A 15,519-nucleotide genomic window follows, 5' to 3' on the forward strand; every position below is an offset into this window, starting at 1 on the left:
GCCTCCGCGGCCACGCGGCTTCCGTCGGTACGGTAGGGCTTGTGAAATGGCTTGCGAAGTCTCGCCCGAGATGAACGGCCTGCTGCCCCGAGACCTCGGGCGCTGCTGGAATTGCGCCACGAAGACGTTCCGTTCTGGCGGCCAACCCGCGTCGGCTGCGATCAGTCTTTCACCATTTCGCGCCCAACCTCGCCACGAATCGGCAAAAACGCGGGCGATGACCCGCGGCTTCCGAAGGAGTTCCCCATGATCGGTCTGGTTCGCGCCGCCGCCCTCTGCGCCGCGCTGGTGCTCGGCCTTGCTGCCGCCTCCGCGGCCGAGAAGGCGTTCAAGCGTGACGATCTCAGTGACGCCGCGATCAAGCTCGAGGCCCAGATCAAGAGCGAGGCGGGGGCGGTGAACAAGCCGGTCGCCACGCTGCGCAGCGATGCCGACGCCGCGTTCCGCCGCAATGATACCCGCGGCGGGCTGCAGATCCTCGGACAGATCTCCGCGACGGCGCCCGACGATGCCGCCAACTGGCTACGATTGGCGCGGACCATCGTCTTCCAGGTCAAGCCGGCCAATTCGACCGAGCAGACCGTCCTCTTGGAGCGCGCCTCCACCGCCGCCTATATCGCCTATCAGCGCGCCGGCAATGCGGGCGAGGAGGCCGATGCGCTGGCGATGATCGGCCGCACCATGGCGGACCGCAAGCTGTGGCGGCCGGCGCTCGATGCTCTCAGGCTGTCGCTCGACCTGCGCGAGGTCGCCGACGTCAGAGGCCAGTACGAACGACTGCGCGACGAGCACGGTTTCCGCCTGCTCGACTACACCGTCGACTCCGACTCCGCGAGCCCACGCGCCTGCTTCCAGTTCTCGGAGGATCTCGCCAAGCGGACCGACTTCACCCCGTTCGTGACGCTGGCCGGTGCCGACAAGCCGGCGCTGAGCTCTGAGGACAAGCAACTCTGCGTCGAGGGCCTCAAGCATGGCGAGCGCTACAACATCAATCTGCGCGCCGGTCTGCCCTCGACGGTGAAGGAGACTTTGCCCAAATCGGCCGAGTTCAACATCTATGTGCGCGACCGCAAACCGTTCGTGCGCTTCACCGGCAAGGCCTATGTGCTGCCGCGCACCGCGCAGAAAGGCATTCCGCTGGTCAGCGTCAACACCCCGGCGGTCAGCATCAACGTGTTCCGGATCGGCGATCGCAACCTGATCAACACCGTCATCGACAGCGACTTCCAGCGGCCGCTGTCGAGCTATCAGCTCACCGATCTCGGCAATGAGCGCGGCATGAAGGTGTGGTCGGGCGAGCTCGCGACCGCCATGACCTTGAACCAGGACGTCACCACCGCTTTCCCGGTGGATGAGGCGATTGGCGAGTTGCAGCCCGGCGTCTACGTGATGACTGCGGCAGCCAAGGCACCGGCGGCCAATGGCGACGAAGACGGCCAGCTCGCGACCCAATGGTTCATCGTCTCCGACCTCGGCGTGACCGCCTTCTCCGGCAATGACGGCATCCATGTCTTCGTCAATTCGCTGGCTTCGACCGCGCCGGTCGCCCATGCCGAGGTGCGGCTGATCGCGCGCAATAACGAGATTTTGGCCACGCGTAAGACCGATGACGCCGGACACGCGCTGTTCGAAACCGGCTTGGCGCGCGGCGAAGGCGGGCTGTCGCCGGCCATGCTGACCGTGTCGGGCGAGAAGACCGATTATGCGTTTCTCAGTCTGAAGAGCAGTGCGTTCGACCTCTCTGACCGCGGCGTTGCCGGGCGCGAAGCGCCGACAGGACCGGATGCCTTCGTCTATGCCGAGCGCGGCGTCTACCGCTCCAACGAAACGGTCTATCTGACTGCGCTGCTGCGCGACGGGCAGGGCAATGCGCTCACCGGCAGCCCGCTGACGCTCGTGGTCGAGCGCCCCGACGGCGTGGAATTCCGTCGCGCCGTTCTGCCCGACCAGGGCGCCGGCGGCCGCAGCTATGCCGTGCCGCTCAACTCGGCGGTGCCGGCCGGCACCTGGCGCGTGCGCGCCTTCACCGATCCGAAGGGCGCATCCGTCGGCGAGACCTCCTTCATGGTGGAGGACTATATCCCCGAGCGGCTGGAGTTCGATCTCTCGTCGAAAGACAAGATGATCAAGGCGGATGCGCCGGCCGAGGTGAAGGTCGATGGTCATTTCCTCTATGGCGCGCCGGCCTCGAACCTGCAGCTCGAAGGCGACATCCTGATCACATCAGCGGCGGAGCGGCCGGGCTTTGCCGGCTATCAGTTCGGTGTTGCCGACGAGGAGACAGCTTCCAACGAGCGCACCCCGATCGAGAACCTGCCCGAGACCGACGACAAAGGCACGGCAATGTTCCCGGTGAGCCTCGACAAGCCGCCGACCTCGACCCGCCCGCAGGAGGCGCAGATCTTCATCCGCATGGCCGAGACCGGTGGCCGTGCCGTCGAGCGCAAGCTCACGCTGCCGGTGGCGGCAACTGCCGCGCAGATCGGTGTCAAGCCGTCCTTTGCGGGCAGCAGCATCGGCGAGGGCGAAAAGGCCGATTTCGATGTCGTGTTCGTCTCGCCCGACGGCAAGGCGCTCGCCCGCAGCGGCCTTCGCTATGAGCTGTTGAAGATCGAGTCCCGCTATCAGTGGTACCGGCAGAATTCCTATTGGGACTATGAGCCGGTGAAGTCCACCCGCCGGGTGGCGGACGGCGACGTGAGCATCGCGGCCGACAAGCCAACGCGGCTCAGCTTCGGGCCGGAGGCCGGGCGCTACCGGCTCGACGTGAAATCGACCGACGCCGACGGTCCGATCACCTCGGTGCAGTTCGATGTCGGCTGGTATTCGGACGGCAGCGCCGACACGCCGGATCTCCTGGAGACGTCGATCGACAAACCGCAATACGCCTCGGGCGACCCGATGATCGTGACGGTCAACGCGCGCACCGCCGGCAAGCTGACCGTCAACGTCGTCGGCGATCGCCTGCTGACGACGCAGAGCACCGACGTCAAGGAGGGCACCAATCAGGTCAAGCTCGTCGTCGGCAAAGATTGGGGCACTGGCGCCTATGTGGTCGCCACCCTGCGCCGTCCGCTCGACACGGCGGCACAGCGCATGCCGGGACGCGCCATCGGGCTGAAATGGTTTGGCATCGACAAGGCGACGCGAACGTTGAACGTCAGCCTGACGCCGCCGTCGCTGGTGCGGCCAGGCTCGACCTTGAAGATTCCGGTCAAGCTCGGCGGTCTCAGCCCCGGCGAGGATGCCAAGATTGTCGTTGCCGCGGTCGATGTCGGCATCCTCAATCTGACCAACTACAAGCCGCCGGCGCCGGACGATTATTATCTTGGCCAGCGGCAGCTCGCGGCCGAGATCCGCGATCTCTACGGCCAGCTGATCGACGGCATGCAGGGGAGCCGCGGCCAGATCAAGACCGGCGGCGATTCCGGTGGCGCCGAACTGCAGGGCAGCCCGCCGACGCAGAAGCCGCTCGCGCTCTATTCGGGCATTGTCACGGTCGGCCCCGACGGCACCGCGGCGATTAGTTTCGACATTCCGGAGTTCGCCGGCACGGCGCGCGTGATGGCGGTGGCGTGGACCGCGACCAAGCTCGGCCGCGCGACGACCGACGTCACAGTACGCGATCCGGTGGTGCTGACGGCAACCCTGCCGCGCTTCCTCTTGCACGGGGATCACGGCACGATGAGCTTCGATCTCGACAACGTCGAAGGCGCCGGCGGCGACTACACCATCGCGGTGAGGGCGAGCGGACCGGTGAAGATCGCCGGCAACGCCAGCACGACGATGAAACTGGCCGCCAAGCAACGCGCCTCTACGAGCCTCGGCCTCGATGCCGGGGGCACGGGAACCGCGCAGTTCGACGTCGATATCAGGGGACCGAATGGGCTTACGCTGGCGCGGCATTATCAGCTCGATGTCAAGCCGGCGACGCAGGTGCTGGCGCGGCGCTCGATCCGCACCTTGGCCAAGGGCGAGAGCCTGACGCTGACGTCGGATATGTTCTCCGACCTCGTACCGGGTACTGGCACGGTCTCGCTGTCGGCGAGCCTGTCGAGCGCGCTTGATGCGGCGACGATCCTCAAGGCGCTCGACCGTTACCCCTATGGCTGTTCCGAGCAGATCACCAGCCGGGCGCTACCGCTGCTCTATGTCAATGAGCTTGCGGCGGGGGCGCATTTGGCGATGGATACTGCGGTCGACCAGCGCATCCGCGATGCGATCGACCGGCTCCTTGCCCGCCAAGGCTCCAACGGCTCGTTCGGCCTGTGGTCGGCCGGTGGCGACGATGCCTGGCTCGACGCTTACGTGACGGACTTCCTGACCCGCGCCCGCGAGAAGGGCTTTGCGGTGCCCGACGTGCTGTTCAAGAGCGCGCTCGACCGCGTCAGGAATTCGGTGGTCAATGCCGAGGAGCCTGAGAAAACCGGCGGGCGCGATCTTGCCTACGGCCTCTATGTACTCGCGCGCAATGGCGTGGCGCCGATCGGCGATCTGCGCTATCTCGCCGACACCAAGCTGAGCAATCTGGCCACTCCGATCGCGAAATCGCAACTCGCTGCGGCGCTCGCTTTGGTCGGGGACCGAACCCGTGCCGAGCGGGTCTATGCAGCCGCAGTCGACAGCCTGTCACCGAAGCCTGCGCTGGTGTTTGGCCGCACCGATTACGGCTCCGATCTGCGCGACGCCGCGGCGCTGGTGTCACTTGCAGGCGAGGGCAATGCGCCGAAGGCGACCTTGACCCAGGCCGTTGCGCGGGTCGAAGCCGCGCGCGGGCTCACGCCCTACACCTCGACGCAAGAAAATGCGTGGCTGGTGCTCGCGGCGCGGGCGCTCGCCAAGGAGACGCTTGCGCTCGACGTGAACGGTCAGGCGGTGAAGACGGCGCTGTACCGCAGCTACCGCGCGTCCGAGCTTGCCGGCCAGTCGCTCAAGATCAGCAACACCGGGGACGCGCCGGTGCAGGCGGTGGTCTCGGTCTCCGGCTCGCCGCAGACACCCGAGCCCGCTGCCGCCAATGGCTTCAAGATCGAGCGCAGCTACTACACGCTGGACGGCAAGCCGGCCGACATCTCGAAGGCGAGGCAGAACGACCGTTTCGCCGTGGTCTTGAAGATCACCGAGGCCAAGCCGGAATTCGGTCACATCATGGTGTCGGACTATCTCCCGGCAGGACTTGAGATCGACAACCCGCATCTGGTGTCGTCGGGCGACAGCGGCACGCTCGATTGGATCGAGGACGGCCAGGAACCGGTCAATACCGAGTTCCGCGATGACCGCTTCACTGCTGCGCTCGATCGCGCCGCGGATTCCAAGGCGGTGTTTACGGTGGCGTACGTTGTGCGCGCGGTATCGCCCGGCAAATATGTGCTGCCGCAAGCCTATGTGGAAGACATGTACAATCCCTCCCGCTATGGTCGGACGGGAACCGGATCGGTCGAGGTTCGCGCGGCGAAATGAGCGAGACAGGGCCAGATTTAGGAGCCGCGGCGGAACCTCAAACTCCGTCGTGGCCGGGCTTGTCCCGGCCGCCCGCGTCTTCGCCCGACGCACGACAGAAACGCGGGGGCATTCGGGGCTCTTGGGTGAAGACGCGTTTCGCGGCTTTGGCCGGTCCTGACGGAGTGAGGTGGGGTACGGCACGACGCCTGGTGACGATCGCGGCTGTCCTGCTTGCGATGGTGATCGTCATCTTCACAGCCTGGATCATCTCCCTCGGTCCGTTGCCGCTGCAAGAGGCGCGCGCCGTGTCCACCACGATCGTCGATCGCAACGGCAAGCTGCTGCGCGCCTATGCGATGGCTGATGGCCGCTGGCGGCTGTCGGTCGATGCAAAGAAGGATGTCGATCCGACCTACCTGAAGCTTCTGCTCGCCTATGAGGATCAGCGCTTCTTCGAGCATCATGGCGTCGATCCCAAGGCGCTGGCACGCGCTGCGGTTCAGCTCGCCACCAGCGGCCATATCGTCTCGGGCGGTTCGACCATCACCATGCAGCTCGCGCGCCTGCTCGAGCCGCGGCAGCACCGCTCGCTGCAGTTCAAGCTGCGGCAGATCGTGCGTGCGCTCGAGATCGAGCGGCAGATGAGCAAGGACGAGATACTCGATCTCTATCTGACGCTCGCGCCTTACGGCGGCAATCTCGAAGGCATTCGCGCCGCCTCGATCGCCTATTTCGGCAAGGAGCCGAAACGGCTGTCGCTGGCCGAGGCCGCGCTGCTGGTCGCGCTGCCGCAGTCGCCGGAGACGCGCCGGCTCGACCGCTATCCGGACGCTGCGAGGAAGGGAAGGGATCGCGTGCTCGACCGTATGGTGTCCGAGCATGTCGTGTCCGAAGAGGACGTGGCGCAGGCGAAAGCGCAACCGGTGCCACGCTTGCGCCACCCCATGCCGATCCTGGCGCCGCATGCGGCGGACCAGGCGGCCGCCGCGGTCAAAGATCGATCGCTGATCCAGCTGACGCTCGATGCCAACCTGCAGAAAGTGCTGGAGCCGCTGGCGCATGATCGCGCCGTGAACCTGGGGCCGAATATCTCGGTCGGCATCATCGTGGTCGACAATGCCAGCGGCGACGTTCTCGCGCATGTCGGCTCGGCCGACTATTTCGACGCGCGGCGGGCAGGGCAGGTCGACATGACCCGCGCAGTGCGCTCGCCGGGATCGACTCTGAAGCCGTTCATCTATGGGCTGGCCTTCGAGGACGGCTTCGTGCATCCGGAAAGCCTGATCGATGATCGGCCGGTGCGCTTCGGCTCCTATGCGCCGGAGAATTTCGACATGACCTATCAGGGCACGGTTCCGGTGCGCAGAGCGCTGCAGCTGTCTCTGAACGTGCCCGCGATCGTGCTGCTCGACCGGGTCGGCGCCAGCCGGCTGTCCTCGCGGCTGAAGCAGGCGGGCGCCAATCTCGTCCTGCCGAAAGATGAGGCTCCGGGGCTTGCGATGGGGCTCGGTGGCGTTGGCGTCACCTTGCAGGATCTGGCGCAGCTCTATTCCGGCTTCCCGCGCCTCGGCAGCACCAAGCCGCTGCGCGAGATCATGGGCAGGGATGACGCGCGGGAGCCCATGCGGCTGATGGACCAGGTGGCAGCCTGGCAGGCCGGCAATGTGCTGTTGGGGACACCGCCACCGGAAAACGCCGTACGCGGCCGCATCGCCTTCAAGACCGGCACCAGCTACGGCTATCGCGATGCCTGGTCCGTCGGCTTCGACGGACGGATCACGATTGGGGTATGGGTTGGCCGCCCCGATGGCGCGCCGGTTCCCGGGCTGATCGGCCGGTTGGCAGCGGCGCCGATCCTGTTCGATGCCTTTGCCCGCACCGGCAAGCTCCCAGTAGCATTGCCGAAGCCGCCGAAGGGGGCGTTGCTGGCCAGCAATTCCAAGTTGCCGTTGCCGCTCCGGCGGTTCCGGCCGTTCGGGGAGCTGGTCCGAGCCGGGACCGAGCAGGCGCCCCATATCCAGTTCCCATTGAATGGGTCGCGGATCGACGTCGATCGCTCGGTCGGTGTGGATGCGGCCGCCATGCCGGTCAAGATCTCCGGTGGAGTGCTGCCCATGACGATGCTGGTCAATGGGCTGGCGGTCGGGGAGATCGACAGCCGGCGGCAGCGTCTGATCGACCCGCCGGGGCCGGGTTTTGCGCGCCTGACCGTCATCGACGCTGTTGGCGCCGCGGACACAGTTGTGGTCAGAATTCAGTGACATTTCGCTAAGCGGTTGTCGACACGGTGGTTTCAGCGTATGCGGAACCCCATGGTCGAGACCTATGCCCGTCCCCGTTTCGGAGAGCCCCGCGAGCCGAAGAACCTGGTCAATCCAGGTAACCGGCTGGCGCGGTTCCTCGATGTTGTCACCGTCAGCCACCTGCGGGCGGTCGCGTTCCTGCTCGTCTGCGGGCTGCTCGTGTTTCTGCCGGGCTTCTTCACCATCCCTGCGATTGACCGCGACGAGGCGCGCTTTGCGCAGGCCACCAAGCAGATGGTCGAGACCGGCGATTACGTCGATATCCGCTTCCAGGACGACGTGCGGTACAAGAAACCGGTCGGCATCTACTGGTTGCAATCGGCGGCAGTGGAGACGGCATCCGCACTCGGTCTTCCGCGCGCAGAGTTGCGCATCTGGGTCTATCGCATCCCGTCCCTGATCGGCGCGATCGGCGCGTCTCTCCTGACCTATTGGACTGCGCTCGCCTTCGTGACCCGCCGCGGCGCCGTTTTGGCTGCACTGATGATGTGCTGCTCGGTGCTGCTCGGGGTCGAGGCTCGGCTGGCCAAGACGGATGCGATGCTGTTGCTGACCGTCGTCGCTGCGATGGGGGCGCTGGCGCGGGTTTACCTGTCCTGGCAGCGCGGCGAGGATCCCGAACGTCCGCCGTGGAGTTGGCCCGCGATATTCTGGACGGCGCTCGCCGCCGGCATCCTCGTCAAGGGACCGTTGATCCTGATGTTCGCGGGGCTGACGATCGCCGCACTCGCGATCATGGATCGCGGGGCCGCGTGGTTGTGGCGCTTGCGGCCGCTCTGGGGCCTGATGTGGATGCTGGTGCTGGTGCTGCCCTGGTTCATCCTGATTTTCCTGCGAGCCGGAGAGACCTTCTTCACCGACTCCGTCGGCGGCGACATGCTGGCCAAGATCAGCGCGCAGGAGTCGCATGGCGCACCGCCCGGCGTTTACCTGCTGTTGTTTTGGATCACGTTCTGGCCCGGTGCACCGCTCGCGGTGATGGCGGCGCCCGCGGTCTGGCAGGCGCGACGGGAGCCCGGCGCGCAGTTTCTGCTGGCGTGGCTGGTGCCGTCCTGGATCGTGTTCGAGGCCGTGTTGACCAAGCTGCCGCATTACGTGCTGCCGCTCTATCCGGCGATTGCGATCCTCACGGTCGGTGCGCTGGAGCGCCGCGTGCTGTCGCGCTCGTGGCTCCGGCGCGGAACGGCCTGGTGGTTTGCGATTCCGGCGATCACCTCGCTGATCGCCGTGATCGGTGCGATCAGTGTCACCCGGCAGCCGGTGTTCCTGGCTTGGCCGTTCGTGGCGGCCGCACTGATTTTCGGCCTGTTCGCCTGGTGGCTGTATGAGGACGGGCGGGCCGAGCGGTCACTGCTGAATGCGGCAGTCTCCGCCATGTTCCTTGCTTTCGCGGTGTATGGCGTGGTGCTGCCGGCGCTGACACCATTGTTTCCGAGTGCCGAGATTGCTCGCGCCTTGCGCAATGTCGTTTGCGTCGGGCCGAAAGCGGCGGCGGCCGGCTTTCACGAGCCGAGCCTCGTGTTCATGACGGGCTCATCGACTCTACTGACCGACGGCTCGGGCGCCGCAGATTTCCTGAGTCAGGGCACCTGCCGCTTCGCGCTAGTGGAGCAGCGCTCGGAGCGCAGCTTCGTCCAGCGCGCCGAAGCGATCGGCCTTCGTTACAACGTCGCCAAGCGCATCGACGGCTATAACATCTCGCAAGGACGCCCGGTCACGATTTCGATCTTCCGGTCGGAAGGCACCGAGTAATGACTGCTCCCGAGGCGAGCGCGAAGGCGCCCGGGTACGGCGCGAATCTCGTGGCCGTGGTCGGGCAGGGACTTGCGCGCCTTGTGCGCCCGTCCCAGGCGCCGCACCAGGCCGTGGCTGCGGGCCGTCTGAGGCAGCAGCTATTTGCGCTGAGCGCAGTCAGCATCGGTCTGATTCTGCTGTTGGTGTTCACCTTCGACACCACGGCGATCGGATTGATGCCGCCGCGCGGCACACCCGCCCTCTGGCCGGTCCGAATCTTCACCGACTTCGGCAAGGACGAATATGTGCTCGCAGCCCTCGCCGCCGCGTTGGTCGTGGTGGCGTTGCTGGCGCCGCTCTGGCCGCGGGGCTCGCGCAGGCGCTTGCTGCATCTCGGAACGCATCTTCAATATCTGTTTATCGCGGTCCTGAGCCCGGTTCTGGGTGCCCAGGTCCTGAAATGGGCGATCGGTCGTGGCCGCCCCTTCGTCGGCGGCAAGGCGAATGCATTCAATTTTCAACCGTTCAACGGCACCGAGGCTTATTTCAGCATGCCGTCGGCCCACGCCGTGACCGCCTTCGCGCTCGCCTTTGCCGTGGCCGCGGTATGGCCCCGGTTGCGGATTCCCATCTACCTCTATGCCGTCGCGATTGCGTTGAGCCGCTTGGTGCTGCTGGCGCATCATCCCAGCGACGTGGTCGGCGGCGCTCTGGTGGGCCTCGTTGGCGCCATGCTGGTGCGATATTGGTTCGCCACGCGCCAGCTGGGCTTTGCGGTCGGTGACGGCGGCCAAATCGTACCACGTTGATCGGGCCGCCATGGCCAATTTGCCCCGACTTTCTCCCGCCTGCCTTCCCCCTCAAAGGGGTTGCTAGGCGGGGCCCGGCCCCATAAGAAGCCCCCCACGGGAAACCGCAAGGGCGCACAGCCCGCCTGGATTGATCCCTTCCACCACGAGCGTCGATTTTGCCGTCTTCCGAACACCCCTTGGCCGTCTCGATTGTCGTCCCCGTACGGAACGAAGCCGGCAATATCGGGCCGCTGATTGCCGAGATCGCGGCCGCGCTGGATGGCTTGTGGGCGTACGAGATCATCTACGTCAACGATGGCTCGACCGATGACACGGCTAAACGTCTCGCGGACGAGATGGCGCGGCGAACGAATCTCCGGGTACTTCGCCATGAGAATTCGTCCGGCCAATCCGCCGCGGTCCGCAGCGGCGTGCGCGCGGCCTACGGCGCCATCGTTGCGACCCTCGATGGCGACGGTCAGAACGATCCAGCGTTCCTGCCGGACCTGATTGCGGCAATCGAAAAGGGGGGAGCGCGTGTCGGTCTCGCCGCGGGCCAGCGCGTCGGTCGCAAGGATACCGGCTTCAAGAAACTGCAGTCGCGTCTTGCCAACAGGATCCGCAACGCCGTGCTGCACGACGGCACGCGCGACACCGGATGCGGTCTGAAGGCATTTCGCCGCGACGTGTTCCTGATGATGCCCTATTTTGACGGCTTGCATCGCTTCCTGCCGGCGCTGGTGCGCCGGGAAGGCTTCGACATCGCCTATGTGGATGTGATCGACCGGCCGCGCCGGTCGGGCGTGTCGAACTACGGTTTCTTCGACCGGCTGTGGATCGGGATCATGGACCTGTTGGGCGTATGGTGGCTGATCCGCCGCAAGAAGCCGACGCCGATCGCGACCGAGGTGAATTGATGCTGATCCAATACGGGCAGGCACTCGGCAATTACATCTACGACATCTTCGTCGCCAAGTTCGACTTCTGGCTCGCGTTCGGCCTTGCCGCCCAGCTCGCCTTCGCCGCGCGCTTCCTGGTGCAGTGGATCGCAAGCGAGCGCGCCGGCAAGAGCGTCGTGCCGCTGGCATTCTGGTTCTTCTCGATCGGCGGCGGCGTGATGACGCTGATCTACGGACTGGTCAAACGCGAGCCTGTCATCATCTTCGGTCAGCTGTTGTCCAACATCATCTATATTCGCAACGTGATGCTGATCTTCAAGTCTCGTCAGCATGGTTCGCAGACGCTGAGCCGGTAAGGCGGACTTAGCCTATCTGAATGAGCATGGCCGACCGCGAGGTCGTGCTTCATGAGACGGAATCCGCCTTCGTCAAATGGGCGCAAGCCTGAACGTTCAACCGCGGTTAGAGAGCGGGCCTCCTCGATGGTACTGTCGACTTTGTCGACCCAATCGTGTTGCGCTTCGCCGGAGAGTTTTGCCGGGTGGCGGTCTGATGTACTAGCAGGATCGGCGTTCGCTTCCGTCTGGCAGTTGTCGTCGATATGACGATTTTGTTAAGTCGTTCGGCGGAGCGCGAAAAAAATCCAGGAGTTCCTGCCCCGAATTTGTTCGCCGAACCAGTATGTGTGCGCCAGGATGGTGAATATTCCCAGGGGAGGGAACCATGACCAGAAAAATTCTTTGCGTTGCGCCTGTCATCGCAATTCTGCTCCAGCTATGCCCTGGAGGATCGGCGACCGCCGCCTCGCCAGGCGACAGTGGCGCGATCGGCACGACGTTTCCCGATCGTTTCCCGGTGATCCGGAATTTCTATCTCGGTCAGCCGGTGATTGGCTTCGGCTCCGATGTGGGTCGCGTCGAGCACGTCCCGATCATCTTCCTCCACGGCAATAACGATACGCCGTTCCCGACCGCCTGCAATCCATTCGGGCGCATGCAGGCCTTTGCGCAGTTCTTCATCGATCACGGCTACCGCGCGAGCGAGCTTTGGGGGCTGGGTTATCAAGGCGACCAGTGTGATCTGGCGCAGGACAACACCCATCGCTCGGGCATTTCGCACACGACGGCTACGGCGGTTCCGATGCTGCGCGAATTCGTCAAAGCGGTGCTCGATTTCACCGGCGCCAAGCGCATCGACATCGTCGCCCACAGCCTCGGTGTTACCGTGGCGCGCGAATGGATGCTGCAGGACAATGCCTATCGCAAGGTGCGGGCATTGGTTGCCATCGACGGTCCCAATCACGGCATTGTCGACTGCTCGCCCAATCCGGCCAACGTCTATCAGCTGCCGAGCGGCGGCGGCTTCACGCCGCACAGCGCGCTATGCGATGAGTACGGCTCCGACCACACGCAACTCCTCAGCGTCCTGAACGGCGCCGGCGAGACGCCAGGTCCCACGCGTTACCTGGTCATCCGCAACAAGCCGGGAACACCCGACTTCGTCTATAACAGTCTGCCGGATGGCACCCTCCCGGGCGTGCCCGCCGAAGATCGCGACGGCAAGGCGCATGATTTCACCGCCAGCGCCGGTCTTGCCGGTGCCGAGACGATCGACCTTGTTGACCAGGGGCAATTCGATCCGGTCCTCGCCACCGCCCATCTCGGGATCCTCAATTCTTCCGAAACGCGCGACGCCGCGCTGCGGTTCTTGACCTCCTTGGGAGGACGGGCCGATCAGGAGAGCGGCAATTAGCGCAACGTTCTGGCGTGAGAGGGATAGACCTCGATCATGAAGCAACGGAGCCGGGCTGCAGGCAGATGTCTCAGGCCGCGTTGAACGCGGCAAAACCGCGCTCGAAGTCGGCCTTCAGATCCTCGACATTCTCCAGCCCGATATGCAGCCGCAAGGTCGGACCTTCAGGCGCCCAACGGGTTGCGGTGCGATAGCTCGTGCAGTCGAACGGAATCGCGAGGCTCTCGAAGCCGCCCCACGAATATCCCATGCCGAACAGCGTGAGCGTATCGAGCAGCGCATCGACGGCAGCTTGCGGTTTCGGCTGCAGCACGATGCTGAACAGGCCGGAGGCTCCGGTGAAATCGCGCTTCCAGATCGCATGTCCCGGATCCGTTTCGAGCGCGGGATGCAACACCCGCGCGACTTCCGGTCGACCTGCGAGCCAGCGCGCCATCTCGAGGCCGGAACGATAATGCTGCGCCAGACGCACGCCGAGGGTGCGCAGGCCGCGCAGTGCCAGGAACACATCGTCCGGACCGGCGCAGACGCCGAGCAGCCGGATCGCTTCCGAGACCAGCGGCCACGCCGCCGCATTCGCCGAGATCGTGCCGAACATGATGTCGGAATGACCGCCGATATATTTGGTGGCGGCCTGGATGCTGATATCGACGCCCTGCTCGAGGGAGCGGTGATAGAGCGGAGTGGCCCAGGTGTTGTCGTCGATCACGAGCGCGCCATGCGCATGCGCAACCGCGGCGATGGCCGGAATGTCCGGCATCTCGAAGGACTGCGAGCCGGGCGCTTCCACGACCACCGCGCGTGTATTAGGCTTGAGCAGTTGCCCAATTCCTGTGCCGATCTGCGGGTCGAAGAAGCCGGTCTCGACGCCATAGCGTGCCAGGAGGCCGGTGCAGAAATTGCGCGTGGGACGATAGACGTTATCACAGACCAGGACATGATCGCCGGCCTTGAGCACGGCGAGCAGGGTGGTCGAGATCGCCGCTAGGCCTGAGGGCGCAAGGCCGACGCCTGCGCATTGCGGCCCCTCCAGCGCGATCAGCGCCTCCTGCAGCGCCTTGGTGGTCGGCGTGCCGTGCCGACCGTATTGGAATTCGCCACGATGCGCATGAAGATCGTCGGCCGTCGGATAAAGCACGGTGGAACCATGAACGACAGGCGGATTGACGAAACCATATTGGGCGTCTGGGTTGCGGCCGGCCGTCACCAGCCGGGTCTCAACCTGTTGTTGCGCTGCCGCAGCGCCGTCGTTTGAAAATGTCATGCGTTCGCCGCGTCTTTTTCCGGTCGTTCAGGTGACAGGATTTCATCCAGATCAGGAATGTTAATAACAGAATGCAGAAGAGGGGCGTCAACCCCTTGACCCGGCAGGCCAGTCGTTCTGTGATGGCGCCGCTATTCCATCGCTGCACGTTGAGGGGCTTGCCGCGATTTCCGGTCCATTTTGCGCGAAGGACGCCATATTCTGGTATGGCGTTTGCAATGGCGGATTCCGGTCGGCCCCGTTGACCTGCGTGAGGTATCAACGCTCAGGACGACCCTCGAAAGGCTGTGCCCATGAAACGCGTTTCTCTGGCTTTCACCCTTGCCCTCGCCACCGCCGTCGCAAGCCCCGGCGCTCACGCCGACACGCTCAAGACGGTCAAGGACCGGGGCATGCTGTCCTGCGGCGTGAGCCAGGGCCTGCCGGGCTTCTCCTCGCCGGATGACAAGGGCAACTGGACCGGACTGGACGTCGACGTTTGCCGCGCGGTCGCTGCGGCCATCTTCAACGATCCGACCAAGGTCAAGTTTGTACCGCTGTCGGCCAAAGACCGGTTCACCGCGCTGCAGTCCGGCGAGATCGACATGCTGTCGCGCAATACGACCTGGACACTGTCGCGCGACACCTCGCTGGGCGCCAATTTCACCGGCGTGACCTATTACGACGGGCAAGGATTCCTGGTGAAGAAGTCGCTGAAGGTGAATTCAGCGCTGGAGCTCAACAGTGCTTCGGTGTGCGTGCAGACCGGCACCACAACCGAGCAGAACCTCGCCGACTACTTCAAGGGCAACAACATGAAGTACGAGGTGATCGCATTCGCCGGCGCGGACGAGACCTTCAAGGCTTATGAATCCGGCCGCTGCGACGTCGTCACTTCGGACGTCTCGCAGCTCTATGCCGAGCGTCTCAAGCTCGCCAATCCCGCCGACCACGTGGTGTTGCCTGAAGTGATTTCGAAGGAGCCGCTGGGGCCGATGGTGCGCCATGGCGACGACCAGTGGTTCGACATCGTCAAGTGGGTGCTGTTCGGAATGGTCGACGCCGAGGAAATGGGCATCACCCAGAAGAACGTGGACGAGATGGCCAAGTCGGATAAGCCGGACATGAAGCGCGCCTTCGGCACCGACGGCAATCTCGGCGAGCAGCTTGGTCTCACCAAGGATTGGCTCTACCGGATCATCAAGGCTGTCGGAAATTATGGCGAGTCGTTCGACCGCAATGTCGGGACCGGCTCCAAGCTGCAGATCGCGCGCGGCTTGAACCAGCTCTGGAATAAGGGTGGAATCCAGTACGCGCCGCCGATCCGCTAAGACCAACGGGGTCGGGAGCTGGGG

The 15,519-nt window shown here is 64.7% G+C and carries 9 protein-coding genes; 8 read left to right on the top strand and 1 reads right to left on the bottom strand.

Annotated elements, in window-relative coordinates; translation table 11 throughout:
* Positions 1–246 precede the first annotated feature (246 nt).
* The 7 genes from QX071_RS17360 to QX071_RS17390 all read left to right on the top strand — a co-directional run bounded on the left by QX071_RS17360 (position 247) and on the right by QX071_RS17390 (position 12,921).
* Positions 247–5,460, top strand: a complete 5,214-nt coding sequence (locus tag QX071_RS17360) for an alpha-2-macroglobulin (protein WP_315703854.1) — start codon at positions 247–249, stop codon at positions 5,458–5,460.
* Complete coding sequence (gene pbpC, locus QX071_RS17365; RefSeq protein WP_315703855.1) at positions 5,457–7,703, top strand: penicillin-binding protein 1C; 2,247 nt, start codon at positions 5,457–5,459, stop codon at positions 7,701–7,703. Before QX071_RS17360 ends, pbpC begins: the two co-directional genes overlap by 4 nt.
* A gap of 51 nt (positions 7,704–7,754) precedes the next feature.
* Positions 7,755–9,497 (top strand): glycosyltransferase family 39 protein, encoded by a 1,743-nt coding sequence (locus QX071_RS17370; RefSeq protein WP_315703856.1) that lies wholly within the window; start codon positions 7,755–7,757, stop codon positions 9,495–9,497.
* Positions 9,497–10,288: a phosphatase PAP2 family protein gene (locus QX071_RS17375; RefSeq protein WP_315703857.1), complete on the top strand. Its 792-nt coding sequence runs from the start codon at positions 9,497–9,499 to the stop codon at positions 10,286–10,288. The genes QX071_RS17370 and QX071_RS17375 overlap by 1 nt, the downstream gene beginning before the upstream one ends.
* Before the next feature lie 179 nt (positions 10,289–10,467).
* The gene (locus tag QX071_RS17380) at positions 10,468–11,187 is read left to right on the top strand and encodes a glycosyltransferase family 2 protein (protein WP_409977493.1); all 720 of its coding nucleotides are present in this window, start codon (positions 10,468–10,470) and stop codon (positions 11,185–11,187) included.
* Positions 11,187–11,525, top strand: coding sequence for a lipid-A-disaccharide synthase N-terminal domain-containing protein (locus QX071_RS17385; protein WP_315703859.1), 339 nt, complete (start codon positions 11,187–11,189; stop codon positions 11,523–11,525). Before QX071_RS17380 ends, QX071_RS17385 begins: the two co-directional genes overlap by 1 nt.
* Before the next feature lie 367 nt (positions 11,526–11,892).
* Positions 11,893–12,921 carry a hypothetical protein gene (locus QX071_RS17390; RefSeq protein ID WP_315703860.1) on the top strand — a complete coding sequence of 343 codons (1,029 nt, stop codon included), beginning with the start codon at positions 11,893–11,895 and terminating at the stop codon, positions 12,919–12,921.
* Between the two features lie 70 nt (positions 12,922–12,991).
* Here the strand turns inward: QX071_RS17390 and metC are convergent, their stop codons facing one another.
* On the bottom strand, positions 12,992–14,185 hold the full coding sequence (metC, locus tag QX071_RS17395; protein ID WP_315703861.1) for a cystathionine beta-lyase: 1,194 nt from the start codon (positions 14,183–14,185) through the stop codon (positions 12,992–12,994).
* 293 nt (positions 14,186–14,478) lie between these two features.
* Here metC and QX071_RS17400 point away from each other — a divergent pair, with 293 nt between their 5' ends.
* On the top strand, positions 14,479–15,495 hold the full coding sequence (locus tag QX071_RS17400; protein WP_315703862.1) for an amino acid ABC transporter substrate-binding protein: 1,017 nt from the start codon (positions 14,479–14,481) through the stop codon (positions 15,493–15,495).
* Positions 15,496–15,519: the final 24 nt, after the last annotated feature.

Origin of the sequence: Bradyrhizobium sp. SZCCHNS1022, assembly GCF_032484835.1 — a bacterium.
GTDB lineage: Bacteria > Pseudomonadota > Alphaproteobacteria > Rhizobiales > Xanthobacteraceae > Bradyrhizobium.